The sequence below is a fragment of the Qipengyuania oceanensis genome, from assembly GCF_009827535.1.
Taxonomy (GTDB): Bacteria; Pseudomonadota; Alphaproteobacteria; order Sphingomonadales; family Sphingomonadaceae; genus Qipengyuania_C; species Qipengyuania_C oceanensis.
Genome location: NZ_WTYN01000001.1, coordinates 1696782 through 1721501, shown reverse-complemented (window position 1 = coordinate 1721501; position 24720 = coordinate 1696782). Strand labels below are relative to the sequence as shown.

Genomic DNA, 24720 nt, shown 5'->3' with positions numbered 1-24720 from the left:
CCTTTCGCATGCTGAACATTGAAAACCTCTCCGCCGAAATCGACGGCAAGCGCATCCTCGACGGGCTGACGCTGACCGTGCCTGCGGGCGAAATCCACGCGATCATGGGCCCCAATGGCGCAGGCAAGTCGACGCTCGCCTATGTGCTCGGCGGGCGGCCCGGCTACGAGGTAACGGGCGGGTCGGTCAGCTTCTGCGGGCAGGATCTGCTCGACCTGGAGCCGCACGAACGCGCCGCTGCTGGCCTGTTCCTCGGCTTCCAGTACCCGGTCGAAATCCCCGGCGTGTCGAACGTGCAGTTCCTGCGCGAGGCGGCCAATGCCCAGCGCAAGGCTCGCGGCGAGGAGCCGCTGACCGGCGGCGAATTCCTCAAGCTGGCAAAGGAGAAGGCCGGTCTTCTCAAGCTCGACATGAACATGCTCAAGCGCAATGTGAACGTCGGCTTTTCCGGTGGCGAGAAGAAGCGCGCCGAGATGGTGCAGATGGGCATTCTCGATCCGAAGTTCGCCGTGCTCGACGAGACCGACAGCGGGCTCGACATCGATGCGCTGCGCGTGGTCGGCGAAGGCATCAATGCGATCATGCGCAAGCCCGACAAGGGCGTGCTGCTGATCACCCATTACCAGCGCCTGCTCGACGTGGTGAAGCCGGACAAGGTCAGTATTCTTGCCAACGGGCGGATCGCCGCGACCGGCGGGCCGGAACTTGCCCTGCGGCTCGAAAACGAAGGTTACGATGCCGTGATGGAGACTGCGTGATGAGCCTGTTTCTCTCCCTGCTGCTGGCGCAAGCGGCTCTCACTGCCACCACGCCCCAGCGCATTCCGGTTGACGAGATGCTCGAGATCCCGCCGAGCGAGGAAGTCGCCGAGGAAATCGTCGTGATCGGGCGCGAGCTCGAGAAATGGAAGGGCGGCGTTTACAAGCAGGACGGCGAACTGCGCTGCCGCATCAAGACCAGCAGCGGTGACGAGGACGTCGACGCGATCCGCTGCGGCGCGATGCTGCGCTGCTTCGCGCCCGAGGTCGAGACGATGGACCGCATCGCGGCGATGGATATTCCGCGCAAGGAGCGCAGCGAGATGATGCAGGCGCATGCCGAAAGCCTCAAGCCGTGCCTCGACGCGGCGCATCAGGCCGGCATGCGGTTCCTAGCCGAAAGGCGGGTAGGCGCGAAGTGACGCTCGCCACGCTCCCGACCACGCGCGACGAGGCGTGGCGCTATGCCTCCTCGAAAGGGCTGGCCGCGCTCACGCCGGAGGCGCTCGACAACTGGAAGGAGATCGAGCTGGCCGCGGGGGAAACCCGTCGCCATGCGCTCGTTCTCGGCGACCAGCATGCCGGCGTCCATCGCGTGCGGCTCACCTTGGGCGAAGGCGCGCGGGCAGAATTGTTCGCGGTGCTGACCGGCGGCGAATACACCCGGCTCGAAGTCGAGGTTCGACTTGCGCGCGGTGCCCATTTCGAACTCGGCGGCGTGACGCTGGGCGGAAGCGAGAGCACCCGCGAAATCGTGACCCGGCTCGACCATGCCGAGCCCGAGGCGACCAGCAACCAGGTCGTCCGCTCGGTTCACTGGGGCAAGGGCACGGGCAATTTCCTCGGCACGATCGAGGTCGCTCGCGATGCGCAGAAGACCGATGCGGCGCAGAGCTTCAAAGGCCTGCTGCTGGAAAAGGGCGCGAGCGTGAATGCCGTGCCGCAGCTCGAAATCTTCGCCGACGACGTGAAATGCGCGCATGGCGCGACCGTCGGCCAGCTCGACGAGACGGCGCGCTATTACATGGCCGCGCGCGGCATTCCGCCCGAACTTTCGCGTCGCCTGCTGGTGCAGGCCTTCCTCGGCGATGCCTTCGTGGCGCTCGACGACGAGTCCGAGAGCGAGCGGTTGCTGGAACTCGCCCTCGCCAAGCTGGATTCGCGCCCATGAGCGAGGGGCGGGTCCTTTCGCGCAAGGCCGACTTTCCCGGCATGGTGACGGCCGACGGGCAGCCGTGGCATTACCTCGACACCGCCGCGACCGCGCAGAAACCGCGCGCGGTGATCGACGCTGTCGCTGCCGCGCTCGGCAAGGATTACGCGACGGTGCATCGCGGCGTCTATTCGCGCAGCGCCGAGATGACGCTCGGCTACGAGGCGGCGCGGCGGACCGTGGCGAAGTTCATCGGCGCGCAGGAGGACGAGATCGTCTTCACGCGCGGTGCGACCGAGGCGATCAACCTCGTCGCCTACAGCTATCCCGCCAAGGGGCGCGTCCTGCTCAGCCAGCTGGAGCATCACTCGAACATCGTGCCTTGGCAACTCGCCGGATGGCAGGTCGACGTATGCCCGCTGACCGAGGACGGGCGGATCGATCTCGACGCAGCCGAAGCCATGCTGACCAGCGATCACGAGATGGTGGCGCTGGCGCATGTCTCGAACGTGCTCGGCAGCGAACTGGATGTCGCCCGCGCAGCCGCTCTGGCGCATTCTGTCGGCGCAAGGCTCCTGGTCGACGGTTGCCAGGCGGTGCCGAGGCTCGCGGTCGATGTCGCCGCGCTCGGATGCGATTTCTATGCCTTCAGCGCGCACAAGCTCTACGGCCCGACGGGTATCGGGGCGCTGTGGGGCCGGGCAGACCTGCTCGATGCGATGCCGCCGTGGCAGGGTGGCGGCGCGATGATCGAACGCGTGACTTTCGAGGGCAGCACCTATGCTCCGCCGCCGCAGCGGTTCGAGGCAGGGACACCCGCGATCGTCGAGGCGATCGGGTTTGCCGCCGCCTGCGATTACGTCTCGAACATCGGTCTGGCCTTGATCGAGGCGCACGAGCGCGCGCTCGTCGCCCGGACCCGCGACGCGCTGCGCCGGATGAACGATATCACGCTGTTCGGCCCGGAGGAAAGCGCCGGGATCGTCAGTTTCGCGCTCGACGGGGTTCATCCGCACGATCTCGGCACCATATTGGACGAAGAGAACGTCGCCATCCGCGCCGGCCACCACTGTGCCCAGCCGCTGATGGACCATCTCGGCATACCCGCCACCGCGCGCGCCAGTTTCGGCCTCTACTCGGACGAGAGCGACGTCGAGGCACTGATCCGCGGCATCGAGCGGACCAAGGCAATTTTCGGTTAGGACGAAGGCAATGGACGACCAGACCAACAACAAGGACTACATCGTGGCCCCGTCGCCCACCGAGGATGTCGTCGCCCCGGCCAAGCCGCCGCGCGCGCGGGTCGAAGACGCGGTCGATCCGGACGAGGCACCGGCCGAAACCATGAGCGAAAAACTCGAGCGCAAGCGCGATTACCTCGAAGGTTTCCTGCAGCAGAAGCCCGAAGGGCTGAAAGCGGGCGAGCCTGGCGGCGATCTCTACGAAGCGGTCGTGGCGGCTCTCAAGGAAATCTACGATCCGGAAATCCCGGTGAACATCTACGATCTCGGCCTCATCTACGGCGTCGAGGTCGACGACGAATCGTCGGTCACGGTGACCATGACACTGACCACTCCGCATTGCCCGGTCGCCGAGACCATGCCCGGCGAAGTGGAATTGCGCGCCGCCAGCGTGCCGGGCGTGCGCGATGCCGAGGTCAATCTCGTATGGGATCCGCCGTGGGGTCCGGACAAGATGACCGACGAGGCCCGCCTCGAACTGGGAATGCTCTGATGACCGAAACCAAACTGCGCCAGCGCCCCGCCGCCGTCATGCTGACGCCTGCCGCCGAGCAGCGCGTCGCCGACCTGATGGCCAAGGCTCCCGCCGATGCGATCGGCGTCAAGCTGTCGACTCCGCGGCGCGGCTGTTCGGGCCTTGCCTATTCGGTCGACTACGTGACCGAGGAAGTCGCGATGGACGAGAAGATCGAGACGCCCGGCGGCGTGTTCTACATCGACGGCGCGTCGGTTCTTTATCTCGTCGGCAGCACGATGGACTGGGTCGAGGATGATTTCACCGCCGGGTTCGTTTTCGAGAATCCCAATGCCAAGGGCGCGTGCGGCTGCGGCGAAAGCTTCATGGTCTAACGTCGCAGCGCCGCCACGCAGGCGGCGCGGTCGACATCGCGGCCATCCTGGGCACGGCGCGCCTCGATCCACGTGGCGCTCGGCTCGGCGCGCGGTTTCAGCGGATAGAGAAATACGTCGAGCACGCATTGCGGGCCGCGGAACTGAAGCTTGCGCGCATCGCCTTCGACGACCGACAGCGCGGGTGAGCCGAACAAATTGGCGAGCGCCGTCTCGTTGCGGCCGATCACGCTCTCGAGCCCCGCGCCGCTCATCACTTGCGGCGGAATGAAGCTCGCGCTCGGCGCGGCGGGCGTCATCACCGGTACTTGCGCCGGCACGTTCGCTTGCGGGCGCGAGGGATAGGCGACCGGCTCGCGCGACGGCGAAACGCAGGCGGCGAGCAGCGGCGCGGCAATGGCAAGAGTGCCCAAGGTCTTCAGCTTCATGCGGAGGCCGCCTCCCGACGGCGATGGACGAGATGGGTGGCGCTCGCCGCTCCGATCACGGGGGCGAGCAGGTTGAGGAAGGGGACGAACATCAGCCCGGCGGTCGCTCCGCCGAGCAAGAAGCGCTGGAGCGCACCGACCGGTGGTTTCTCGTCCGGCGAGCGACGGTGGCGCAGCCAGACCATGTCCTGCAGTTCGCGGCCGAGCAGCCAGCCGTTCACCGCCCAGAACAGGATCGCGGTGCCGACCCCCGTCACGAGTAGGACCAGCGCGAAGGGCAGGGCGATCGCATTGACGGCCAGCGCTCGCAGCGCGCCGCGCGCGGCATGCTGCATTTCCTCGCGGATCGGAATTGCGCGCACCTGCGCGGCTTTCTCGGGATAAAAACGTGCCTCGACCGCCTCGACCACTTCGCCGGCGAAAAACTGGAGGACGAACAGCGCCACCAGCCGGAACAGCAGCCAGCCGCCCAAGGCCGTCAGCAGGACGGCGACCAGCGCGCCGATCTCGCTGCCGAGCGAATAGCCCCAGCCCTCGATCGCCGACGACAAGGCATACCACAGTGCCAGGCCCAGCACCGCGAAGACCGCCAGCGTAATCGCCAGCGTCTTGCCCAGCACCCGGAGGATCGCCGGGTCGCCCAATTGCCCGAAAGCGCGCGCGAAGGATGCGGGAAGCGACACCATGACGGCGCTCTTCATCGGGGGCTGCGCAGGCTTAGTCAACGCACCCGCAGCCACTGCGACGACAGGGCGGTCTTGGCCTGCGCCGTTCAAACCGCTAGGCGCGCGCAAACTTTCCCCTCCCTGCAGGAATTTCCATGAGCGACACGAAATACGACGTCATCGCGATCGGCAACGCCATCGTCGATATCATTGCCTCTTGCGAGGACGAGACGATCGCCAAGCTCGGCCTCAATCGCGGCGGCATGACGCTCGTCGATGCCGAGGGAGCCGACACGCTCTATGCCGCCATGGGTCAGGCCACCGAGAAATCCGGCGGGTCGGCGGCCAACACTCTGGCCGGGCTGGCACAGCTCGGCACCAGGTGCGCATTCATCGGCCAGGTTGCCAAGGACCAGTTCGGCGAGATCTTCGCGCATGACATCCGCGCCGCCGGCATCGACTTCGACACGCCGATGCGCGATTCCGAGCCGCCGACGGGCCGCTGCCTGATCTTCGTGACGCCCGACGGTGAGCGGACGATGAACACCTTCCTGGGCGCGGGCCAGTTTCTGCCGGCCGGCGCGCTCGACGAGGACGTCATCGCCAGCGGGGCGATCCTCTATCTCGAAGGCTATCTGTGGGATCCGGAAGAACCACGCCGCGCCATGCGCCGGGCGATCGACGTCGCCCGCAAGGCCGGACGCAAGGTCGCCTTCACCGCGAGCGAGAGTTTCGTGATCGATCGCCACGGCGACGATTTCCGCCAGATGATCGAAGACGGGGTGATCGACATCCTGTTCGTCAACGAACACGAACTGGCGACGTTGACCGGCGAAGCGGATTTCGAGGCAGGTCTCGCCAAGGTCGCGGGCAAGGTTCCGGTGCTCGTCGCCACCCGCAGCGCCAAGGGAGCCGTCGCCGTCGCCAATGGCGCGCGGGCCGAAGTCGCTGCCGAGCCGGTCGACAAGGTGGTCGACACCACGGGGGCGGGGGACCAGTTCGCTGCCGGCTTCCTCGCCGGGCATGTCGCGGGCGAGCCGCTCGAGCGGTGCCTGCGGCGCGGCGCCATCGCGGCCAGCGAAGTGATCAGCCACTATGGCCCGCGTCCGGAAACCGACATGCAGGCGCTGATGGCGGCAAAGCTCGCCTGACCCGCGATCAGTCGGGCAGGCGAACGTAGTCCGGCGACCGCAGCGTCAGCATGTAGGCTGCCAGCTCCTCGGCGTCGGTTTCGCCGAGATCGACATCCATCACGTCGGGATAATTGTGCGCGTCCTTCAGCCAGTCGGCGAGCGATTCCTCGCTGATGCCCGGCCTATTGGCGATATCCACGAACGTCGGCGCTTGCGGATTGGGCGAGTGCGAAGGAGCTTCGACCGCGTGACACGCACCGCATACACCCTGCGCAAAGCTCGAGGTCGGCGCGGGTGTCGCACTGTCGATCGCTTCCTGCGCGTCCGCGGTCTGGCAGGCACCGAGCAGGAGCGCGGTTGTGGCGAGCATGGCTGACAGAAAGAGACGTGTGCGCATGGGACCTCCGTTGATGGCCCCGCAGTACTGGCCCATCACCGGCGCTACTGCATTGCGCTGGGTCAAATCCGGCAAATGTTCGTCCGCGATCACTCCTGCAGCAGTGCCGCTTGCTCGTCGTCGAGCAGATCGTCGAGGAAGAGCGACATCAGCATCACCTGGCTGGAGACGCCCGCCTTGGCGTAGACCTGGCTCAGTTGCGAGCGGACCGTTCCTTCGGCCGATCCGCGCATCCCGGCGATCTCCGCCACCGTGAAGCCTTTGAGCGCCAGCAGCGCGATCGCAGCTTCTGCCCCGGAAAGCCGCCACGCAGTGAATTTCCGCTCGATCAATTCACCCAGAGCGCCGCGCGCGATCGTCAGCGCCTCTTCCTGCCGACGGGCTTGCTCGAGCAGCGTCCGCAAGGCGTAGGCACCGAACACCGCCCCGGCGAACAGGGCGAGCGCAACCGCGATCTCCACCAGCGCTAAGCCGCCGGCATCGCGCTCGCTCCAGCTGTCCGCGAGGAAGAAGATCGCCGCCAGAAGCTGGAAGGCGACGACGCCCTCGGCAATCGGAATTCGCCAGCGGAGGCGATCAGCCTTCATCGGACAATCGCTGAACTGGGGGCATTTCAACTCCTGCTTACGCGCTGTCGCGGGGCAACACGCGTATCGATCGCATCCGGTCTGCAGGAGATACACGATGGATGCCGCGATGAAAGACGCCCTGACGAAAGTGCCCGCGGTGACGCTGGGGTTCTGGATCATCAAGATCCTCGCCACCACTTTCGGCGAGACCATGGGCGATACGGTCAGCATGAGCTGGCTGGGCGAGACGACGGCGACGGCCGGGCAATCGGGCCTCAACGGTTACGTCGTGGGCACGCTGATATTCGGCGCTGTCCTGGCTGCGCTCGTATGGCTGCAGATCAGGGCGCGCGCGTTCCACCCTTTCCTCTACTGGGCGACCATCATCGCCTCGACCACTGCGGGAACGACGCTGGCCGATTTCGCGACCCGGTCGCTCGGGCTCGGCTATCCGGGTGGCTCGCTGCTGCTGTTCGGTCTCGTCGTCGCCTCCCTTGTCGTCTGGCGGACCAACCTTGGTACGATCTCGGTCGAATCCGTCCATACGCCCAAGGCCGAACTGTACTATTGGCTGACGATCACCTTTTCGCAGACGCTGGGCACGGCGCTGGGCGACTGGGTGGCGGACGGTTCGCTCGGCTATTCCGGGGCGGCGATAATCTTCGGCAGCGCGCTAGCCTTGCTGACGGTGCTTTACCTGACGACAAATGTCAGCCGCGTGGCGCTGTTCTGGACGGCCTTCATCCTGACCCGGCCGCTCGGCGCGGTGGTCGGAGACCTTCTCGATAAGCCGGTGGACAAGGGCGGCCTCGATCTGAGCCGCCCAATTGCGTCGGCCGTGCTGCTGGCTGCCATCGTCCTGCTGGTGGTGCTGGTCCCCCAGCGGGCCGGACGCAAGGAAGTCGGCGCCGCCTAGGGCTGGGCGACTTCGCGAGCCTGCTCGCGCGCGATCTCCTTCTGGCCGATATCGCGGCGGCAGAAGCCGGTCGGAAAGGCGATCGCGTCGACCGCGGCATAGGCGCCCGCCTGTGCCTGGGTGACGTTCGCCCCGGTCGCGGTGACATTGAGCACGCGGCCGCCATTGGCGACCAGTTGCCCCTCTTCAAGGGCAGTGCCTGCATGAAACACCTTGGCTCCGCTCGCCTCGGCATCGCCCAGGTCGATCGCACCGCCTTTTTCGGGCGTACCGGGATAGCCGTTGGCGGCCAGGACCACGGTCAGCGCGGTGTCGTGCGAGAAATTCGCGGCCGGAAGCTCGGCCAGCGTGCCCGTGGCGCAGGCAAGCATGATCGTGACGAGGTCGCTTTCGAGCCGCGCCATCAGCACCTGGCATTCCGGGTCGCCGAAACGGCAATTGTACTCGATCAGCTGCGGGCCGTTCTCGGTCAGCATCAACCCGGCGTAGAGCACGCCGGAATAGGGAATCCCCTCTGCCGCCATGGTCCGCACTGTCGGTTCCACGATCGTTCGCATGACCTCGGCCTGCAACTCGCCCGTCAGTACCGGCGCGGGCGAATAGGCGCCCATGCCACCGGTGTTGGGGCCGGTGTCGCCCTCACCCACGCGCTTGTGATCCTGCGCCGTTCCGAAGGGGATCACGGTTTCCCCGTCGGTCAGCGCGAAGAAGCTGGCTTCCTCGCCATCGAGGAATTCCTCGATCACGACTTCCGCGCCGGCCTCGCCGAATTGCCCGTCGAACATGTCGGCCAATGCGGCCTCGGCCTCTGCGCGCGTCCCCGCGATGACCACGCCCTTGCCCGCCGCGAGCCCGTCCGCTTTCAGCACGTAGGGTGCCTCGAACCGGTTGAGCGCGGCCATCGCCTCGTCGAGCGATCTCGTATGGGCGTACCCTGCGGTGGGAATCCCGGCACGGTCGCACAGCGCCTTGGTGAATGCCTTGCTGCCTTCGAGCCGGGCAGCGGCCTTCGACGGGCCGAAAGTCGGTATATCGGCAGCACGAAGCGAATCGGCCAGTCCGTCGACCAGCGGCGCTTCGGGGCCAATGACTACCAGGCCGATCGCGTTCTCCTGGCAAAAACGAACCGTTTTGTCATGGTCGGTTGCATCGAGGGAAACCAGTTCGGCCTCTTGCGCGATGCCCGGATTGCCGGGGGCAGCATAGAGTTTCGTAAGGGAGGGGGATTGCGCCAGCTTCCACGCCAGCGCATGTTCGCGGCCGCCCGACCCCAGCAGCAGGACATTCATGGCAGGCTCTCCCGATTACGATGACGACGACGGTTCGGGCGGGCTGGTAGCGCGTGACAGGGCGGGCGACAACGCCGCGCCACTGTCGATCAGCGAAATTTCCAACCTGCTGAAACGCACGGTGGAGGATCGCTTCGGCCATGTCCGCCTGCGCGGCGAGCTGTCGGGCGTGAAACGGGCGGCGTCAGGCCACATGTATTGCGCGCTGAAGGACGACAAGGCCGTGATCGACGGGGTCATGTGGCGCGGCAATACGCAGCGGCTGACCTTCCTGCCAGAAGACGGGCTGGAAGTAGTGGCTACCGGCAAGCTGACGACCTATCCCGGCCGCTCGAAATACCAGATCGTGATCGACAGCCTCGAACTGGCGGGCGAGGGCGCGCTGCTGGCGCTGCTGGAGAAGACCCGGCTGCGGCTGGAGGCGGAGGGGCTGTTCGCCAGCGCCCGCAAGCAGCGCCTGCCGTTCCTGCCCAAGGTGATCGGCGTGGTGACCTCGCCGACCGGGGCGGTGATTCGCGATATCCTCCACCGCTTGGCGGACCGTTTCCCGACGCATGTGCTCGTCTGGCCGGTGCTGGTGCAGGGACAGGGGGCGGCGGAGCAGGTCGCTGCTGCGGTACGCGGCTTCGCGGCGATCGAGCCGGGCGGTCCGGTGCCGCGCCCCGACCTCGTGATCGTCGCGCGCGGCGGCGGATCGATCGAGGACCTGTGGTCGTTCAACGAGGAAGTCGTGGTCCGGGCCATCGCCGATTGCCCGATCCCGACGATCAGCGCGGTGGGCCACGAAACCGACACCTCGCTTGCCGATTATGCCGCCGACATGCGCGCCCCGACACCCACGGCCGCGGCAGAAATGGCAGTGCCGGTGCGAGCGGACCTCCAGGCGACGTTGGAGGACTTCGCACATCGCAAGCGGCGCTGTGCCCTACGCCCCGTGCAATTGGGCCGTGAACGCCTGCAGGCGCGTGGCGACCGGTTGCCAAGGCCCGAAGCGCTGCTGCAACCGCAGGCGCAGCGGCTGGACGACCTGGCCGAACGCATGAGGCGCGGGCTGGCGGACCGAGCATCCAGGGGGCGCGAGCGCCTGCAGGCCGCGCGCCTGTCGCCAGCCATGCTGACGAGCGAGCTGCGCCGTGCGCGCGAGCGGCTCGCCGGCCAGCGGCTCGATCCGGCCATGCTCGGTCGGCGCTACGCGCTCGAGGCGGGCAAGCTCGATTCGCTGACCCGTCTGCTCGCCTCGCTCGATCCCAAGGCCCCGCTCGAACGCGGTTTCGCCATGGTGACCGATGAAGAAGGCAATCTCGTCCGCAGTCGTGAAATCGCTGCGAGGGAGCACCGGCTGACGATCGATTTTTCCGACGGGTCGCTCGCCGTCGTGCCCGCCGGAGAAGGCGCGCCGTCCGACCCGCTCCGGCGCAAGCCCAGGCCGCAACCGCAAAAGCGAAAGCCTGCCGGGCCCTCGGCACAAGATGATTTGTTCGGCTAGCAGCGCGCTGCTATCACCCGCGGCATGTTGATGAATTCCGGAAATTCCGAAGCCAAGCTCGTCTACGGCCCGAACGGCTTTCGCGTCATGCGGCCCGGCCAGCACGTGATCTGCGCCGTCTCGGGCGAGCCCGTACCGCTCGAGGAGCTGCGCTACTGGAGCGTGAAGCGGCAGGAAGCCTATGCCAGCCCGGAACTCGCCAGCCGGAGACTCATTGACCGGGCATGAGAGCCCGCAATTTTTCAATGACTTGCATCGCCGCGTCGGCACTCGCTGCCTGTCAGGCCGTGATCCCCGATGCTCCCGCACCAAGCGCGACCGTGGCCACACCCCGAGCTGCCGGAGCACCTGCAGGAACGGCATCTGTCCCCGTCGCCGCGACGCAGCCGTCGCCGCGCGGGTTGCGCACCGGCACGAGCTTTCTCGAGCAATCCGATTCCGCGGTAATCCGCGCCGAGCTCACGCAAGGGGGCTGGCTGCGCGGTATCGTGCCGGCGGACACGAAGCGCGCCACGCTCAACGGTGACACGCTGGTTGTCGATGCAGAGGGACGCTTCTTCGCCGCTTTCGATCGCGACGCAGGCGGCATCGCGATACTTTCGGCGCTGCTCGAAGACGGGAGCACCCGCGAGGAGCGCTACACGATCGAGCCGCGCGCTTGGGATATCGAGCGGGTCAATGTCGCCAAGACTCCCGGCGGAATGAGCGAGAGCTTCTGGAAGAACGTGCGCGAGGCCGAGTGGAACCGCATCCAGGCAGCGCGCGCGACCGGCAGCGACAGCCGTGGGTGGGCGCAGGATTTCGTCTGGCCGGTACGCGGGCGCATTTCCGGGCGCTTCGGCTCGCAGCGCATCTATCGCGGCGAACCCGGCAGCTATCACACCGGCCTCGACATCGCACCCGGCGCAGGCACACCCTTCGTCGCGCCGGCCGATGGCGTGGTGACGCTTGCCGCTGCCGAGCCGTTCAGCCTCGAGGGGCATCTCATCATCATCGACCACGGACAGGGCCTCAACAGCGCTTTCCTTCACGCAGCCAGCATTGACGTGCGCGAGGGCCAGCGGGTGACGCAGGGCCAGCGGCTCGGCACGGTCGGCGCGAGCGGCAGGGCGACCGGCCCGCACCTGCACTGGAGCATCATGTGGCGCGACGCACGGCTAGACCCACTACTGTTCGTCGATCGCTAGGCTGGCAGCCAACGGCTTGACCGGTGGCCGGGCGCTGGCCAAGCCGACGGCATGATGCGCCGAATCCGGCTTTTCCTGATCGTGCTGCTGGTTGCCGGCCTCGCCCCCGGCTTGTGGTGGCGGATGCCCTTGCCGCCCTTGCGTCACGACGAGGGCGTGACCGTCACGCGGTTGAGCGGCCTGCCCGCCAAGGTCGGCGAGATGGAAGTCGAGGGAGCGTGGGAGCTGGAGAGCCGCAACGAGCATTTCGGCGGCTTTTCGGCGCTCGCCATGACCGACGGCTCCACGCTGCTGGCCGCGTCCGACAAGGCGCGGTTCATGCGTATCGCGGTGCCGCCGGGCCGGAACATCGCTGCTGGCGAACTCGGCTATTTCCGACCGGGCGGCGCGCAGGACAAGCGCCTGTCCGATCTCGAGGCGCTGGCGCATGACCCGGAGACGGGCATGATCTGGGGGTCCTACGAGAACCTCAACACGATCGAGCGGGTGTCCGCTGACGGCGAGCGGAAGACTGCCAGACTGCCCGGGACGGGCGGCTGGCCTGCGCGCTCCGGTGCAGAGGCGATCGAACGGCTGCCCGATGGGCGCTTCGTGGTCATCGCCGAATCGCGCGGCGGCGATGCCGGCTCGCCCGCGCTGCTCTTTCCCGGCGATCCGCTCGGCAAGGGGGAACCGCTCGCGTTCCGCTTCAAGGGGCCGGAGGGCTACAGCCCGACTGGCGCGGCGGCGCTGCCCGATGGCCGGCTCCTGGTGATCATGCGGACCTGGCGCTTCGGTGTGCCACCCGCTTTCCGATGCCTGATAGTGCTCGCCGACCCAGCGCAGATCGCATCGGGCGAGGTCTGGACCGGCCGGGTGGTGGCGCGCCTGCAGCCACCGCTACCAAGCGACAACTACGAGGGGATCGCCGTCCGGCCGCGGGCCGACGGATCGTTCACCGTCTGGGTGATCTCGGACGACAATTTCATGCGCCACCAGCGGACGTTGTTGCTTCAGCTGCGCTGGCAGGAACGCACGCACGAAAAAGCGCGCGGAAAGCCGCGCGCTTCATCGAAAATCCAGCAGGGCTGAAAGCCTGAAAGGCTCAGGCGGCTTCCTTCGCCGCCTTTTTCAGTTCGCGCTTCACCTTGAGCGCGTTGGTCGAAAGCTTCTCGTCACGGGTCTTGAGCAACCAGTTGTCGAGACCGCCATTGTGCTCGACCGAGCGCAGGCCGTGGGTCGACACGCGGAACTTGAAGCTGCGGCCCAGCTTCTCGCTCATCAGGGTGACGTTCTGCAGGTTAGGCAGGAACACCCGCTTGGTCTTGTTGTTGGCGTGGCTCACGTTGTGGCCTACCTGGCGGCCCTTGCCGGTCAGTTCGCAAATACGCGACATGATGAATCTCGTTCAGTTATGGGTTGTCGACGGGCCCGAAGGTCCGGAAAGGCGCGCGCATAACGGGGCCTGGCGATTCCGTCAAGCAAGACCGACGCAGGACCACGCGTCGTTGCGGGCGGGCGACGGGCGTTGTAGCGCCGATTTCATGGCGACTTGGCCGATCCCCCATCCCATGCAGCGCGCGCTGGAACTGGCACGAAAGGCGGCCGAAGCGGGCGAAGTGCCGATCGGCGCGGTGGTCGCGCGCGGGGACGAGATCGTGGCCGAAGCGCACAACGAACCGCGCGAATCGCACGATCCCACCGCCCATGCCGAGATCCTGGCGATCCGGCGCGCCGCGTCGGCACTCCATCAGGAACGGCTCGATGGGTGCGACATCTACGTCACGCTCGAGCCATGCGCCATGTGCGCCGGAGCCATCGTCCATGCCCGGATCGCGCGGGTCTATTACGCTGCACCCGACCCCAAGGGCGGCGCGGTCGAGCATGGTGCCCGGGTGTTCGCGCACCCGCAGTGCCTGCACAGGCCCGAGCTGTATTCCGGGATGGGCGAAAACGAATCGGCCGAGCTGCTGCGCGGGTTCTTCCGCGAACGGCGCTAGAGCCCGCGCCAGATCCGGAGCCGCTCGCCGTCCTTCGCCCCGAGCTGTTGCGCGGGACAATGCCGCGGCATGAAATCCTTGCCGTAGCATAGCCTCAATTCCTCCAGCCAGCCGCGCGCGTTAAGCTCTATGCCGATGCGTTTGCCGCGCCAGCCGGGATTGGCGGTCAACCACGCCTCGCGCAGGTCGCCCGCGGTCAGCACTTCGCGGCGCGAGAGGAAATCGAGATCGGGCATGGCGAGCGCTCCGTACAGGATGCGCACGACCTTGTAGTAGGTCGCGGGATTGCTCGTCATGCAGCTGCCGTGCTTGGCCCATTCGTGCGCGAGCAGCCGTGCAGACGGCGTGAGGCAGATATTGGCGCGCAATTCGCTCGGGCGCGGGCCGCGCTTCGCCGGGCACCATTGCGGCCAGCTGCGCCCGCTTTCAGGCCACAGCCCGTGGACGATCAGGCCGAACAGGCCGGCCGTGCCCGAGCACTGTACCGAATGGCGCTGCTGGCCCTCGCGCGTGCGGCAGAACTCCGGGCTCCAGCTCAGGGCGAGCGTGTAGCCGGTGACCGGCAGTTCGCGCACCGGCCCGTCCCGCTCCACGCTCGGGACCTGCATGATGAAAGGCTGCTTGCACTGATAGGCCTGCGCCATCGCCTGCGCGGGCAAGGCGAGCGCGAATGCAACTAGAAACGGTACGACCCGTCGCGACATCCTAGTCGATGTGATTGCCGCCCTTGTCGGCAAAGAACGCCTTGGCTTCGGGGGTGAAGAGGAAATAGATCGCGATCGCCTGCATCACGGTGACGATCAGGCTGATGACCGCATGAAGGCTCGGCAACTGGGCGAACACGGCGGGCATTCCGATCAGTCCGAACACGAAGAACAGCACCAGCACCCATTTGACGATCTCGATCCGCAAGCGCGAGACGAGGAACCACAGGGCCAGACTGACGATGAGGCCGAAGATCAGGCTGCCGATGGCAAGGCCGCCGCCCATTTCCATCCCGTTGGCGGCAGTTTCGCGTTGCACTTCGGCGATGATCGCATCGTAATTCAGCACGAAGCTGATAACGCCCAGCACCAGCGAGCCGAGATAGAGATAGTCGAAATTGCGGATAGCTTGCGGACGCACGGGCCTGTTCCTCCCCTGTTGAAACCGCGAGCCTGCCACGCCGTCCCACGGCTGGCAATGCGCGAGCGCCTTACAATGGTGTGAAATCGAGCCCGATATCGGCGGCAGGCGCACTCTGCGTCAGTCGCCCGACCGAGACGAAGTCGACACCGGTCGCCGCCTTGGCGCGGATGGTCTCTAGATTGATCCCGCCACTGGCCTCGGTCGGGACCCGACCGGCCACCAGCGCAACCGCGTCGCGCAACCGTTCAGGCTCCATGTTGTCGAGCAGCAGGCGCGTCGCACCCGCCTGCAGCGCCGGTTCGATCTGGTCGATCCGGTCGACCTCGCAGATGATTTCCTCGACGCCCGCCTCGACCGCCCGGCGCACGGCCTCGCTCACCGAACCGGCTACCAGCACGTGGTTGTCCTTGATCATGGCCGCGTCCCACAGGCCCATGCGATGGTTTGAGCCGCCGCCCATGCGCACGGCGTATTTCTCGAGGTGACGCAGGCCCGGAATGGTCTTGCGCGTATCGAGCAGGGTGCAATCCGGATTGTCCATCGCGCGGACATATTGCGCGACCATGGTCGCGATGCCGGAGAGGTGCTGGACGGTGTTGAGCGCAGCCCGTTCCGCCGTCAGCATGGCGCGGGCATTGCCTTCGAGGCGCATCAGGTCGGTGCCGGCAGGGACCTGCGCGCCTTCCTCCATGAGGATCTCGACTTGCATTCCCGGATCGAGCTTGCGGAAGAAAGCCTCGGCGACCGGCAGGCCTGCGACATGGATCGCGTCGCGGGTGTCCATGACTCCCGAGAAACGCGCGTCGGCGGGGATCACGCTCTCGCTGGTGACGTCGCGCCCACCGCCCGGCAATCCTTCGCCGAGATCCTCGGCGAGCGTATCGGCAACGAATGCGTCGAGGTCGAAACCGGTGAGTTGGAAAGCCATCAGTGGACGAAGCGCGCCACGACATCCCGGTAGGAGCGGCTCACCTTTACCTCGGCGCCGCTGTCGAGCACCAGGAAGCACTCGCCGTTGGTGTGCGGCTTGACCTGCCGTACCTGGTCGAGGTTGACGATCGTCGAGCGGTGGACGCGCTGGAACTTGCGCGGATCGAGCCGCCGTTCGAGGTCCTTCATGGTTTCGCGCAGGATCAGCGAATTGTCGCCGGTGTAGATGCACATGTAGTCGCCCGCCGCCTCGATGTGCTCGATCGAATCGGTCTCGACGCGGAAGATCTGGCCACGATCCTTCACGTTGATGAGCTTCTCGTACCGGCCGGAGGTTTCCGCCTCGCTGTCGGCAAACTCCTCGGCGGCCTCCGGCGCGACCTCGGTTAGGACGGTCTTGAGCTTTTCTGCTTCCTCGATGGCGCCCTTCTGAGCGATCCGGCGACGGACCCGCTCGATGGTGTCGGCGAGCTTGTCCTCGTCGACCGGCTTCATCAGGTAATTGACCGCATTGGCTTCGAACGCGCGGATCGCGTGTTCCTGGTACGCGGTGACGAAGACGAACAGCGGCGGCTGAATCTCCATCACGCCCTTCACCACGGAAAACCCGTCGAACCCGGGCATCTGGATGTCGAGGAAGACGAGGTCGGGTTTCTCGGTCTTGATCTTGCGGATCGCCTCGCGCCCGTTCGAGCAGGTATCGATGATCTCGACGTCCTCGAAGGGTTCAAGCCGCAGCTGCAGACCCTGGATGGCGAGCTTCTCGTCGTCGACGATGATGGTGCGAATAGTCATGCGTGTATTCCACTGGCAAAGCGGCCCTCTCCGCGATCGGTATCCCGATCAACGGGCGAAGTGCCTTCTTGTTTCATTTCTGCCTTGGCGGCCGCCGTCGCGGAGCCGTCTTCGGAAGGTTCGTGCGGGATTTCGATTATGACGGTGAAGCCGCCTTCGGGCGGGGTGCGGATCTCGAACCGGTGATCCTCGCCATAGGCCTGCGCCAGCCGGTCCCGGATATTAGCTAGTCCCACCCCGGTCGAAACTGTGTGTCCTTCTCCTGCAATGGCGGCCGGCAGTGTTAGCTGCTCCCCGCTCGCCGACAAGCCGGGTCCGGTGTCCGATACGGCGATCCGCAAGCGGTTGCCGACGAGTTGAGCCGACAGGCCGATATGCGCGCCTTCTTCCTGCGGGCTCACGGCATATTTGATCGCGTTCTCGACCAGCGGCTGAAGCAGCATCGAAGGCAGGCAGGCATCCGCGGCATCGGGATCGATGCGGAAATCGGTCCGCAGCCGCTCCTCGAACCGCATGCGCTCGATCCCGAGGTAGAGCTGGAGCGTCTCGACCTCCTGCGCGACCGTCACCTTGCTTCCCGGCTGGGTCACCAGCGTATGGCGCAGGAACGATGACAGGCGGATCAGCATCGCATTGGCCGGTTCGGTCTGCTTGAGCAGGACCAGCGTGCTGATCGAATTCAGCGTGTTGAACAGGAAGTGCGGGTTGAGCTGGTACCGCAGCATCGCGAGCTGTGCGCTGGTCGCCTGCGCTTCCAGCCGCTCGAGCTGGTCGGCCTGTTGTTCCACCTGGAGGAAGAAATTGATCGCGTAGTAAAGCGCCGACCATGCGCCGAGCAGGGTCATGGGAAAGATCAGGTAGCCGATCAGCAACTGGGTGAAGCTGGTCTCGCTGTCGGGGCGTGTCAGGCTCAGCACCCAGGCCGTGATGAACGCGAAGACCATCACCGCCACCGCCAGTACGATTGCGCTGACCCCCCAGGTCACCAGCGGGCGCCGGGTGATCAGCTTGCCATAGATGGTCGAGAGAATGAGGGTGATCGAGAACCCGGTAATCGCCTCGATCAGCGGAATGACGAAGAACGACAGGTCCTGCCCGCCGGCAAGGCCGGAAACGGTGCGGAACACCAGCACGCCGCCCCAGCCTGCGAATTGCAGGTTCCAGAAGGCGCGGTTCTTGTTGGCGAAGAACGGCGTGGGTTGGAACGGCAGCACGGCCATGGCCCTACCCCTAGACGAATTGCACGAGGGTGCGCCAGACGCTAGGATAGGCAACCGAGGAGAGAGCATCATGGACGTCAGCGAACAGACCGCGCACGGCATCGCCGAACGGGCGAAATTCCGCGAGATGAAGGAAGGCACCAAGGAAGACTGGGCGATCATCGGCGGGGAATACCGCGAATTCGCCAAGGGCCTGCCCGACCGCGTGCTCGAACACCTCAAGCTGCTCGACGGTGATTTCGGCGGCTTCCCCGTCTGCCGACTCGAACATTCGCTCCAGACCGCGACTCGCGCCCATCGCGACGGGCGCAGCGAGCAATACGTGGTCATGGCCCTGTTGCACGACATCGGCGACACGCTGGGCAGCTACAATCATCCCGAAGTCGGCGCATCGATCATCAAGCCTTTCGTCACCGAGGAAATCCACTGGATCTGCCAGAATCACGGCGCATTCCAGGGCTACTATTATTTCCACTTCCTCGGCATGGACCAGAACGCGCGGGAGAAGTTCCGCGACAATCCGCATTTCGAGGCGTGTCGCGAATTCTGCGAGAAGTACGACCAGGCCGCCTTCGACCCGGATTACGAGAGCGAACCGCTGGAATTCTTCGAACCGATGGTCCGCCGGGTGATGGAGAAGCCGCTCGCGTCGATGTACAAGGCCGCGCTGGAGAGCGAGGCGGCCTGACACCGGCCAAGGCCTAGGGCTCGATCTCGCGGCGGAAATGCGTCGCCCAGTCGGCGGGGCCGTTACCGGCCCGCACTTGCGCGACCTGCGTCAGCTCGGCGTCGATTTGGTCGACCCGCTCGTCCCACCCGTCATGCGTGCGCTTGCGCAGCAGACCGCCACCGTGCGCCGGGCCCCAGCGCTCCATGAAGCGTTTCGCGGCGGCGGGGTCGTAACCGGCATTGGCGAGCAGCCATGGCATCAGCCGGTCCGCTTCGCGCTCCGTCAGGCGGATGTTCTTCCGCTTGCGCCCGTTCTCGGCCAGCCATGCACGGTGGCCGAGCAGGTTGTGCGCCATTTCGTGCGCTACTGCGGCGGCGAACTCGGCTTCGGGATAGCCGAAGCCGGGAAAGTCGCGCCCGAAGATCACGCGCGTCCCTTCGGCCGAGGCTCGCGTGCCGTCGTCCCAGACCTCGAAGCGGCTCGCGCAGGCGGGAATGCCGGCAATTTCTGCAGTCACGACGCTGTCGGGGCTGTCACGCCAGGTGATCGCGACCTTGCCGTTCTCGCGCAACGACCGGTCGATCGTTTCATGCAGGCGCTGTGCGCGCTGCCACGCGGGCGCGTCGGACGCGCTGGGCGCAAGCAGGTCTTCCCCGCCGAGCGCCAGCAGGGGCGCGTCCGGCCGGATGCCGGCAAGCTGCGCTGGGCCGCCGTTCGCGACCGCGAGCGAGGCGATGTCGCCCGGCAGGTCTAGCGCCTCCCGCAGTGCCGGGCCCTGCTTCCCGTATGCCGCCATATCGGTGACCAGCAGGCCGATCGCAGGCGCGGCATCGGCGCAATAGGGTGCATTGCCGGTCGCCAGTTTCCAGCCGACATCGAGCAGATAGCGGTCGCGCGCCTGCAGTTCGGCAAAGGATCGGGCCAGTTCGTCCGAAGGAGCGGCCAGAGCGCCAGGCGGATGCGCGAGCAGCAACAGCAGCGCGGCCGCGCCGGCGGGAAGGGCGACCCGCAGGCGCATCAACTGTCGGCGGGCTGGTCCACCGCGCGCTCGAGCGCGGCCCGGCCAATGGCGCCTTCGTAGGGGCGGCCGTTGATCACGAAGCTCGGCGTGCCCGAAAAGCCGTAAGCTTGCGCCAGCTGCATGTTCTGCATGAGTTCCTGCGTGACTTCGGGCGACATCCCGTCTGCCTGTGCCCGCTCCATGTCGAGCCCGGCCTCGGTGGCTGCCGCGCGAATGGTCTCGGTAGTCGGCGGTCCCTTGGCGAACAGCGCATCGTGGAACGCGCGATACTTGCCCTGCTTGGCAGCGGCGAGCGCCATACGCGCGCTGTTCTCGCTCCCCGGGAAGATCGGCCATTCGCGGATGACGATCTTCAGTTCGGGATCGGCGGCGACCATCGCCGCGAGTTCTGGCGCGGTCTGACGGCAGTATCCGCACGCGTAATCGGTAAACTCGACAATCGTTTTCGAACCGTTGGGGTTACCGATGATCGCGCCGGGGAAAGGCTGCGTCGCATCGCCGGCACCGGCCAGCTGCTTTTCCATCTCCATGCGCTGGAGGCGTTGAGCCATCTCCGGCAGCACGTCCGCGTTTTCGATCAGATAGGTCCGCGTGAAAGAATCTCCGGCCCCGCTGACTTGCCAGATACCTGCCCCTAGAAATCCGAAGACGAGCGCAAGCGCCGCCGTGATCAAATGCTGTTTCATGTTTGCCCCACCTGTAATCCGATCGCCGTCAGCGCTTGTCGCGCATCTGCTCCAGCGCAGCGCGCGCCTGCATCGAGATGTCCTGTGCCCTGATCCAGTCCGGAGTGCCCTTGTCCAGTCCGGCCTCGGCGGCCTGAGCGCTGCGCAGCGCCTCGGGATAATTCCCGCTCATCACCTGTTGTTCGGCACTGGCGAGCCGCGCGCGTGGAATATCGCCCTGCGCGCCGTAGATCACGCCGAGCTGGTACCAGGCGAAGGGGTTGTAGCGATCGCGCGCTACCGCTGCCTTGAGTACGCGTGCGGCCTCTTCGTGATGGCTCGCATCCTCGGTCGCGATCAGCGCGTGGCCGAAGGTCGAGGCGATCAGTGGTTCGTTGCCGGTCAATTCGGTCGCACGGCGCAGCAGCGGCAGGGCTTCGTCCGGCTTGCCCGATTCGAGCAGCACCTGCCCCTTCAGCTCGAGGAAATAGGGATCGTCCGGATCGCTCGCGAGCAGCGCATCGGTTTCGGCCAGCGCCTTGTCCATGTAGGCAGACTTGTGGAACGCGTATGCCCTGGCATAGCGCGCGGGCACGTCGGTCCGGCTCTCGGGAAAATCGCGCAAGGTCGCCTTGGGCTCGTCGAGATAGCCCGAAAGCTTGGCCTTCGCGCGCTCGAACCGCGCCTGCAGCACCGGATCGTCGGGCGCTTCCCACGCAGCGTCCTTCACGTAATCCTCGCGCAGGCGCGCGATGCGATCGCCGGAAAGCGGGTGGGTGCGGACGAATTCCTGGTCGTCGTCCTGGCTGTAGCCATAGCGGAATTCGCGGTTCTGCAGCTTCTTGAAGAAGGACAAAGAGCCGCGTCCCGAAATGCCGGCTTCGGAGAGATACTCCGCGCCCGCGGCATCGGCGGACGATTCCTGCACCCGGGTGAAGGCGAGGAACTTGCCCATCGCGGCCTGCTGGCCGGCGGCAATAACGCCCATCGCCGCATCGCCTGCCCCGGCGACTGCCGCTGCTAGCCCGATCAGCATCGACAGGATCGAGACCTTGCCCGCCTTGCTCGCGCCTTCGCCGTAGCGGATGATGTGCCCGCCGGTAATATGGCCGAGCTCGTGGGCGATCACGCCCTGTACTTCGTTTGCCGTATCCGCGGCATCGATCAGTCCGCTGTGGATGTAGATCGCCTGTCCGCCCGCGACGAAAGCGTTGAGCGAGGGATCGTTGAGCAGAACGATATCGACGTTTTCCGGCTCGAGCCCGGCCGCCTCGACCAGTGGCGCGGCCATGTCGTCGAGCAGCTTCTCCGTTTCCGCGTCGCGCAGGACGGATTGCGCCGCGACGGGCTGCGCCACGAGCGCGAAGACCGCGGCTAGGGAAACCAGAGTGGCACGGATGCGCATCGGGTCGAGGTCTAGCCGCTTTCGCCCTGAACCGGAACTGAAGGCGCATCGGTCGCTCCCCGTCCGGCAGTGCCTGCGCGCAGGAAAGCGAGCAGCGGATCGATCACCTTGTCTCCCTGCGCGAACGGCGCGCTCAGTGCCATGATGATCCCCGCGTGGCCCATGCCTTCGAACTCGCGCTCCGCGACCCTGCCACCGCTCGTCCGGATCGCCTCCGCCAGTGCGCGCGAATTGCGCACCCGGACGACATCGTCGGCGGTCCCGTGCATCAGCAGGATCGGCGGGGCATCGCTGCGCGCGAAATGGATCGGCTGGGTCATCTGCGGGTCGGGCGCGTTGCCGAGGGCGTTGCGCGCCGAATCGCTCGTGAAGGGGTAGAAGTCGGCAGGCCCGGCAAGGCTGATGACGCCGCCGATGCGTTCCGGGTCGACCCCTGCGCCCGCCAGCCATTGCGGGTCGAGGCCGAGCATCAGGACGTTGTAGGCCCCCGCCGAATGGCCGATCAGCACAGTCTTTGTCGCCGAGACATCGCTGGCGGCGCTTGCGAGTGCCAGCGCCTCGCCGACGCCCGCCGCCGTGTCCTCCAGCATCGCCGGAAACTTTCCGCCATCGCCGACCAGCCGGTAACCGACCAGCGCCGTCGCATAACCGCGCTCGCCCAGTGTCCGCGCGACGAAGCGGTAACTCGCCGTATCGCCCGAATGCCAGCCGCCGCCATAAACGAACACCGCCAGCAGCCATCCACCTTCGGGCGGCGGTCCTTCGGGCACCCACAGTTCGACATTCTGGTTGTTCGCCGGGCCGTAACGATCTTCAGCAACCAGGCTCGATGCCCGCTCGCGAACGAAGCGCGCATCGATCCAGTCGAGCGTTGCGGCCGAACCCTGGGCCACGGCAATGCGCCAGATGCCGAACCCGGCGAGCGCGAGCACCCCCACCACCAATGCCGTGACCATCGCCCATCTCCTGGTTCTGTTCGTCGTCATGCGTTCACCTGCTCGTCTTCGACTGCATCGACGATCTCGCTCGCTTCTCCGTCGCCGTCGAGGCCGATCGCGGCGAGAAATTCGTGACCCGTCGTGTAATCATTGCCCGTCCACAGCGGGACGCCGGCATTCTCGATCGTCTGCCTCGCCGTTTCCTCTTCGGGAGACAGGGCATCGCCGGCGCTGCGAATGAAGATCGCCGCGATCCGTTCCGGGTTGCCGACCGCGATCTGCGAGAAGGCGGCGAAATCGCCTTGCGTATCGTCGCCGATCATCGCGAATTTGCGCTCCGGATAGAAATCGAGGATCTGCTGGATCGCCTGGGTCTTGTGGGCCCCGTGGCTTGACGATCCGAAGGTCTCGCGGTTGAGCCCCCAGTCGCGCAGGCGGATCGGCCCGAGCGGCAGCTTGCGCACGTGCATGTAGGCGACGAGATAGGCGAACAGGTTCCACGGGCTCGACGAGACGTAGAAGAACGGCCGACGCGTGGCGTTCAGGCGTTCGCCGGCATGACCCTCTTCGCTGCTCAGAACGGCCCCGCCGCCGAGCGATCCGTAGAAGGCATCGACGCCCGGCACGGCGAGCCGTTCTTCCGGCATCTGGGCGATCACCCGGCGCCAATTCCTCAACACCGATCTGAAGCCCCCGGTGATGCCGGTTTCGATGATCGTATCGTCGATGTCGGAAATGACACCCAACCCGTCGGCCGTCCCCGGAACCAGCACGTAGCCGTCGACGCAGGCAGCGCCGTGGCGATTGCGCCAGTGGAAGGTCACCGTTTCCCAGCGCGTATGCTCGGGCTGGTCCCATGCCGGCGAAAGCGGCAGGTCGAAATGGACGTAGCCCTCGCGATCGGTCGTCGCGGCATGACGAGTAGTGACACCGGCGGTCGATTTCAGTTCGAGCTCGACGGCCAGGTCGGGCTCCTCGCGCGAAGCGAACTGCGCGATCATTGTGCGGATCGCCTGTAGCCGACCGCGCTTCTCGAGGCCGGGCTTGTTCGCGCGCAGCGCCCTGCCCGAAATCGTCAGGCAGGTGGCGGAGCGATAGCCGAAATAGGGTTCGATGCGGACAGGCGGCCCGTGGATGAAGTCCATGCCCGCTCCGCTAGCGCGAAGCGTGCGGGCAAGTCACCCGTTATTCGGAAAAAGCGGCCGCGATCAGCCGAGGATCTTGCGCGCGGCACGCTCGATCAGCGGCACGTCGTCGGCAATCTCGCCCAGCACCACGATGTCGCCTTCGGGCGTGCGGCGGATCATCACCAGCGCGAATTCCTCGCCGTCGACAGGGATGTCGGCCAGATCTATGCCGTCGATCGCGCGCAATTTCTTCGCCAGCGCCTCGCGCGGGGCAGTGCGCGTCTCGACGGGCTTGCCCGCTTCCTCGCGCCGCATCCGGCGCTCTTCCCTGACCACGCCCTTGAGGCCGCCCTCGGCTTCGTAAAGGAAGCTGCCGAGCTTTCCGCGCGCGATTCCCAGACGATGGGCATAGCTGAGCGCGGCGGCATATTCGGTCAGGCGGGTCTTGTCGTATTCGGCACCGAAGACGAGCTTGACGACCGGGGTCATCGGCGCGCGATCCTGCGCCGTCAGGCCGCTTTCATCGAGCAGTTCGGCGAAATCGTCCGGCGCGTCCTGCGCAGCGAGGCTTACGTCGTAGGCCCGGCCGACCGCGGCATAGAGTGCGGTGCGGCTGCGATCCTCGCTGTGCTGCGCGACCTGGGCCAGTTCGCGGGCATCGGCGAGAGCGTCGTAAAGGCCGTCAGCGTCGGGATCCTCGGGCTCGAGCGCGATCGGCGCGTCGTCTTCCGAGATTTCTTCTCCGGCAACTTCGGAATCCGCAGCCGGGGT

Annotated in this window: 30 protein-coding genes; 14 read left to right on the top strand and 16 right to left on the bottom strand. The window is 66.3% G+C overall.

Features of this window, described 5'->3' with window-relative positions:
* Positions 1-8: 8 nt before the first annotated feature.
* Genes sufC through GRI48_RS08225 form a run of 6 tightly spaced genes read left to right on the top strand, consistent with a single transcriptional unit; the run spans position 9 to position 4001 of the window.
* Positions 9-758 carry a Fe-S cluster assembly ATPase SufC gene (sufC, locus tag GRI48_RS08250; protein WP_160673895.1) on the top strand — a complete coding sequence of 250 codons (750 nt, stop codon included), beginning with the start codon at positions 9-11 and terminating at the stop codon, positions 756-758.
* Complete coding sequence (locus GRI48_RS08245) at positions 758-1180, top strand: hypothetical protein (RefSeq protein WP_160673892.1); 423 nt, start codon at positions 758-760, stop codon at positions 1178-1180. Before sufC ends, GRI48_RS08245 begins: the two co-directional genes overlap by 1 nt.
* Positions 1177-1929, top strand: coding sequence for a SufD family Fe-S cluster assembly protein (locus GRI48_RS08240; protein ID WP_160673889.1), 753 nt, complete (start codon positions 1177-1179; stop codon positions 1927-1929). The genes GRI48_RS08245 and GRI48_RS08240 overlap by 4 nt, the downstream gene beginning before the upstream one ends.
* The gene (locus GRI48_RS08235; protein WP_160673886.1) at positions 1926-3113 is read left to right on the top strand and encodes an aminotransferase class V-fold PLP-dependent enzyme; all 1188 of its coding nucleotides are present in this window, start codon (positions 1926-1928) and stop codon (positions 3111-3113) included. Before GRI48_RS08240 ends, GRI48_RS08235 begins: the two co-directional genes overlap by 4 nt.
* Before the next feature lie 10 nt (positions 3114-3123).
* Entirely contained in the window at positions 3124-3645 is a 522-nt protein-coding gene (locus GRI48_RS08230) for an SUF system Fe-S cluster assembly protein (protein WP_160673883.1), read from the top strand.
* The gene (locus tag GRI48_RS08225) at positions 3645-4001 is read left to right on the top strand and encodes a HesB/IscA family protein (RefSeq protein ID WP_160673880.1); all 357 of its coding nucleotides are present in this window, start codon (positions 3645-3647) and stop codon (positions 3999-4001) included. The genes GRI48_RS08230 and GRI48_RS08225 overlap by 1 nt, the downstream gene beginning before the upstream one ends.
* Here the strand turns inward: GRI48_RS08225 and GRI48_RS08220 are convergent.
* Together GRI48_RS08220 and GRI48_RS08215 are read right to left on the bottom strand one after the other, a co-directional pair.
* On the bottom strand, positions 3998-4429 hold the full coding sequence (locus tag GRI48_RS08220; RefSeq protein ID WP_160673877.1) for a hypothetical protein: 432 nt from the start codon (positions 4427-4429) through the stop codon (positions 3998-4000). The two genes, GRI48_RS08225 and GRI48_RS08220, sit on opposite strands and share 4 nt — an antisense overlap.
* Positions 4426-5130 (bottom strand): EI24 domain-containing protein, encoded by a 705-nt coding sequence (locus GRI48_RS08215; protein ID WP_237451769.1) that lies wholly within the window; start codon positions 5128-5130, stop codon positions 4426-4428. Before GRI48_RS08215 ends, GRI48_RS08220 begins: the two co-directional genes overlap by 4 nt.
* A 119-nt stretch (positions 5131-5249) precedes the next feature.
* Between GRI48_RS08215 and GRI48_RS08210 the strand changes: the two genes are divergently transcribed.
* Positions 5250-6245, top strand: coding sequence for an adenosine kinase (locus GRI48_RS08210; RefSeq protein ID WP_160673874.1), 996 nt, complete (start codon positions 5250-5252; stop codon positions 6243-6245).
* 7 nt (positions 6246-6252) lie between these two features.
* Here the strand turns inward: GRI48_RS08210 and GRI48_RS08205 are convergent, their stop codons facing one another.
* Together GRI48_RS08205 and GRI48_RS08200 are read right to left on the bottom strand one after the other, a co-directional pair.
* Positions 6253-6624 (bottom strand): hypothetical protein, encoded by a 372-nt coding sequence (locus GRI48_RS08205; RefSeq protein ID WP_160673871.1) that lies wholly within the window; start codon positions 6622-6624, stop codon positions 6253-6255.
* An 89-nt stretch (positions 6625-6713) separates the two neighbouring features.
* Entirely contained in the window at positions 6714-7211 is a 498-nt protein-coding gene (locus tag GRI48_RS08200; RefSeq protein ID WP_160673868.1) for a helix-turn-helix transcriptional regulator, read from the bottom strand.
* Positions 7212-7320: 109 nt separating this feature from the next.
* Here GRI48_RS08200 and GRI48_RS08195 point away from each other — a divergent pair, with 109 nt between their 5' ends.
* A complete protein-coding gene (locus GRI48_RS08195) occupies positions 7321-8109 on the top strand; it encodes a COG4705 family protein (RefSeq protein WP_237451767.1) in 789 nt (262 codons plus the stop codon).
* On the opposite strand, the gene purD is transcribed toward GRI48_RS08195, so the two are convergent.
* Entirely contained in the window at positions 8106-9398 is a 1293-nt protein-coding gene (gene purD, locus GRI48_RS08190; protein WP_160673862.1) for a phosphoribosylamine--glycine ligase, read from the bottom strand. The genes GRI48_RS08195 and purD overlap by 4 nt on opposite strands.
* Here purD and xseA point away from each other — a divergent pair.
* Genes xseA through GRI48_RS08170 form a run of 4 tightly spaced genes read left to right on the top strand, consistent with a single transcriptional unit; the run spans position 9397 to position 13142 of the window.
* Positions 9397-10884 carry an exodeoxyribonuclease VII large subunit gene (xseA, locus tag GRI48_RS08185; protein ID WP_160673859.1) on the top strand — a complete coding sequence of 496 codons (1488 nt, stop codon included), beginning with the start codon at positions 9397-9399 and terminating at the stop codon, positions 10882-10884. The two genes, purD and xseA, sit on opposite strands and share 2 nt — an antisense overlap.
* 24 nt (positions 10885-10908) lie before the next feature.
* Positions 10909-11112, top strand: coding sequence for a DUF2093 domain-containing protein (locus GRI48_RS08180; protein WP_160673856.1), 204 nt, complete (start codon positions 10909-10911; stop codon positions 11110-11112).
* 59 nt (positions 11113-11171) lie between these two features.
* Positions 11172-12071 carry a M23 family metallopeptidase gene (locus GRI48_RS08175; protein WP_337190792.1) on the top strand — a complete coding sequence of 300 codons (900 nt, stop codon included), beginning with the start codon at positions 11172-11174 and terminating at the stop codon, positions 12069-12071.
* A 51-nt stretch (positions 12072-12122) separates the two neighbouring features.
* Positions 12123-13142 carry an esterase-like activity of phytase family protein gene (locus GRI48_RS08170; protein WP_160673850.1) on the top strand — a complete coding sequence of 340 codons (1020 nt, stop codon included), beginning with the start codon at positions 12123-12125 and terminating at the stop codon, positions 13140-13142.
* Between the two features lie 13 nt (positions 13143-13155).
* Here GRI48_RS08170 and rpmB read toward each other — a convergent pair whose 3' ends face one another.
* Positions 13156-13446: a 50S ribosomal protein L28 gene (gene rpmB / locus GRI48_RS08165; protein ID WP_160673847.1), complete on the bottom strand. Its 291-nt coding sequence runs from the start codon at positions 13444-13446 to the stop codon at positions 13156-13158.
* A 148-nt stretch (positions 13447-13594) separates the two neighbouring features.
* Here rpmB and tadA point away from each other — a divergent pair, with 148 nt between their 5' ends.
* Complete coding sequence (tadA, locus tag GRI48_RS08160; RefSeq protein ID WP_160673844.1) at positions 13595-14050, top strand: tRNA adenosine(34) deaminase TadA; 456 nt, start codon at positions 13595-13597, stop codon at positions 14048-14050.
* Here the strand turns inward: tadA and GRI48_RS08155 are convergent.
* The 5 genes from GRI48_RS08155 to GRI48_RS08135 all read right to left on the bottom strand — a co-directional run bounded on the left by GRI48_RS08155 (position 14047) and on the right by GRI48_RS08135 (position 18123).
* Positions 14047-14754, bottom strand: a complete 708-nt coding sequence (locus GRI48_RS08155) for a ribonuclease T2 family protein (RefSeq protein WP_160673841.1) — start codon at positions 14752-14754, stop codon at positions 14047-14049. The two genes, tadA and GRI48_RS08155, sit on opposite strands and share 4 nt — an antisense overlap.
* A 1-nt stretch (position 14755) precedes the next feature.
* Entirely contained in the window at positions 14756-15175 is a 420-nt protein-coding gene (locus GRI48_RS08150; RefSeq protein WP_160673838.1) for a hypothetical protein, read from the bottom strand.
* A 70-nt stretch (positions 15176-15245) separates the two neighbouring features.
* Positions 15246-16106 (bottom strand): carboxylating nicotinate-nucleotide diphosphorylase, encoded by an 861-nt coding sequence (gene nadC, locus GRI48_RS08145; protein WP_160673835.1) that lies wholly within the window; start codon positions 16104-16106, stop codon positions 15246-15248.
* Entirely contained in the window at positions 16106-16903 is a 798-nt protein-coding gene (locus GRI48_RS08140; RefSeq protein WP_160673832.1) for a LytR/AlgR family response regulator transcription factor, read from the bottom strand. The genes nadC and GRI48_RS08140 overlap by 1 nt, the downstream gene beginning before the upstream one ends.
* On the bottom strand, positions 16900-18123 hold the full coding sequence (locus tag GRI48_RS08135) for a sensor histidine kinase (protein WP_160673829.1): 1224 nt from the start codon (positions 18121-18123) through the stop codon (positions 16900-16902). The genes GRI48_RS08140 and GRI48_RS08135 overlap by 4 nt, the downstream gene beginning before the upstream one ends.
* A gap of 70 nt (positions 18124-18193) precedes the next feature.
* Here GRI48_RS08135 and GRI48_RS08130 point away from each other — a divergent pair, with 70 nt between their 5' ends.
* Positions 18194-18811, top strand: coding sequence for an HD domain-containing protein (locus tag GRI48_RS08130; RefSeq protein WP_160673826.1), 618 nt, complete (start codon positions 18194-18196; stop codon positions 18809-18811).
* Positions 18812-18824: 13 nt separating this feature from the next.
* Here GRI48_RS08130 and GRI48_RS08125 read toward each other — a convergent pair whose 3' ends face one another.
* Genes GRI48_RS08125 through GRI48_RS08105 form a run of 5 tightly spaced genes read right to left on the bottom strand, consistent with a single transcriptional unit; the run spans position 18825 to position 23967 of the window.
* Positions 18825-19811 (bottom strand): M48 family metalloprotease, encoded by a 987-nt coding sequence (locus GRI48_RS08125; RefSeq protein WP_160673823.1) that lies wholly within the window; start codon positions 19809-19811, stop codon positions 18825-18827.
* Positions 19811-20500: a DsbA family protein gene (locus tag GRI48_RS08120; RefSeq protein WP_160673820.1), complete on the bottom strand. Its 690-nt coding sequence runs from the start codon at positions 20498-20500 to the stop codon at positions 19811-19813. The genes GRI48_RS08125 and GRI48_RS08120 overlap by 1 nt, the downstream gene beginning before the upstream one ends.
* Before the next feature lie 28 nt (positions 20501-20528).
* A complete protein-coding gene (locus GRI48_RS08115; protein WP_160673817.1) occupies positions 20529-21884 on the bottom strand; it encodes a M48 family metalloprotease in 1356 nt (451 codons plus the stop codon).
* A gap of 11 nt (positions 21885-21895) precedes the next feature.
* Positions 21896-22840, bottom strand: coding sequence for an alpha/beta hydrolase (locus GRI48_RS08110; protein WP_160673814.1), 945 nt, complete (start codon positions 22838-22840; stop codon positions 21896-21898).
* Between the two features lie 26 nt (positions 22841-22866).
* Positions 22867-23967: a phosphatase domain-containing protein gene (locus tag GRI48_RS08105; protein ID WP_160673811.1), complete on the bottom strand. Its 1101-nt coding sequence runs from the start codon at positions 23965-23967 to the stop codon at positions 22867-22869.
* Positions 23968-24720 lie beyond the last annotated feature (753 nt).

Bases quoted from the DNA above. Each gene is read 5' to 3' on its own strand.
- GRI48_RS08125 (WP_160673823.1), bottom strand. From the start codon at position 19,811: ATGCGCCTGCGGGTCGCCCTTCCCGCCGGCGCGGCCGCGCTGCTGTTG.
- GRI48_RS08110 (WP_160673814.1), bottom strand. From the start codon at position 22,840: ATGGTCACGGCATTGGTGGTGGGGGTGCTCGCGCTCGCCGGGTTCGGC.
- GRI48_RS08155 (WP_160673841.1), bottom strand. From the start codon at position 14,754: ATGTCGCGACGGGTCGTACCGTTTCTAGTTGCATTCGCGCTCGCCTTG.
- GRI48_RS08235 (WP_160673886.1), top strand. From the start codon at position 1,926: ATGAGCGAGGGGCGGGTCCTTTCGCGCAAGGCCGACTTTCCCGGCATG.
- rpmB (WP_160673847.1), bottom strand. From the start codon at position 13,446: ATGTCGCGTATTTGCGAACTGACCGGCAAGGGCCGCCAGGTAGGCCAC.
- GRI48_RS08180 (WP_160673856.1), top strand. From the start codon at position 10,909: ATGTTGATGAATTCCGGAAATTCCGAAGCCAAGCTCGTCTACGGCCCG.
- GRI48_RS08130 (WP_160673826.1), top strand. From the start codon at position 18,194: ATGGACGTCAGCGAACAGACCGCGCACGGCATCGCCGAACGGGCGAAA.
- GRI48_RS08245 (WP_160673892.1), top strand. From the start codon at position 758: ATGAGCCTGTTTCTCTCCCTGCTGCTGGCGCAAGCGGCTCTCACTGCC.
- GRI48_RS08225 (WP_160673880.1), top strand. From the start codon at position 3,645: ATGACCGAAACCAAACTGCGCCAGCGCCCCGCCGCCGTCATGCTGACG.
- GRI48_RS08220 (WP_160673877.1), bottom strand. From the start codon at position 4,429: ATGAAGCTGAAGACCTTGGGCACTCTTGCCATTGCCGCGCCGCTGCTC.
- GRI48_RS08105 (WP_160673811.1), bottom strand. From the start codon at position 23,967: ATGGACTTCATCCACGGGCCGCCTGTCCGCATCGAACCCTATTTCGGC.
- GRI48_RS08195 (WP_237451767.1), top strand. From the start codon at position 7,321: ATGAAAGACGCCCTGACGAAAGTGCCCGCGGTGACGCTGGGGTTCTGG.
- GRI48_RS08210 (WP_160673874.1), top strand. From the start codon at position 5,250: ATGAGCGACACGAAATACGACGTCATCGCGATCGGCAACGCCATCGTC.
- xseA (WP_160673859.1), top strand. From the start codon at position 9,397: ATGGCAGGCTCTCCCGATTACGATGACGACGACGGTTCGGGCGGGCTG.
- GRI48_RS08135 (WP_160673829.1), bottom strand. From the start codon at position 18,123: ATGGCCGTGCTGCCGTTCCAACCCACGCCGTTCTTCGCCAACAAGAAC.
- tadA (WP_160673844.1), top strand. From the start codon at position 13,595: ATGGCGACTTGGCCGATCCCCCATCCCATGCAGCGCGCGCTGGAACTG.
- GRI48_RS08170 (WP_160673850.1), top strand. From the start codon at position 12,123: ATGATGCGCCGAATCCGGCTTTTCCTGATCGTGCTGCTGGTTGCCGGC.
- purD (WP_160673862.1), bottom strand. From the start codon at position 9,398: ATGAATGTCCTGCTGCTGGGGTCGGGCGGCCGCGAACATGCGCTGGCG.
- GRI48_RS08205 (WP_160673871.1), bottom strand. From the start codon at position 6,624: ATGCGCACACGTCTCTTTCTGTCAGCCATGCTCGCCACAACCGCGCTC.
- GRI48_RS08215 (WP_237451769.1), bottom strand. From the start codon at position 5,130: ATGAAGAGCGCCGTCATGGTGTCGCTTCCCGCATCCTTCGCGCGCGCT.
- GRI48_RS08200 (WP_160673868.1), bottom strand. From the start codon at position 7,211: ATGAAGGCTGATCGCCTCCGCTGGCGAATTCCGATTGCCGAGGGCGTC.
- GRI48_RS08120 (WP_160673820.1), bottom strand. From the start codon at position 20,500: ATGAAACAGCATTTGATCACGGCGGCGCTTGCGCTCGTCTTCGGATTT.
- GRI48_RS08140 (WP_160673832.1), bottom strand. From the start codon at position 16,903: ATGACTATTCGCACCATCATCGTCGACGACGAGAAGCTCGCCATCCAG.
- sufC (WP_160673895.1), top strand. From the start codon at position 9: ATGCTGAACATTGAAAACCTCTCCGCCGAAATCGACGGCAAGCGCATC.
- GRI48_RS08230 (WP_160673883.1), top strand. From the start codon at position 3,124: ATGGACGACCAGACCAACAACAAGGACTACATCGTGGCCCCGTCGCCC.
- nadC (WP_160673835.1), bottom strand. From the start codon at position 16,106: ATGGCTTTCCAACTCACCGGTTTCGACCTCGACGCATTCGTTGCCGAT.
- GRI48_RS08115 (WP_160673817.1), bottom strand. From the start codon at position 21,884: ATGCGCATCCGTGCCACTCTGGTTTCCCTAGCCGCGGTCTTCGCGCTC.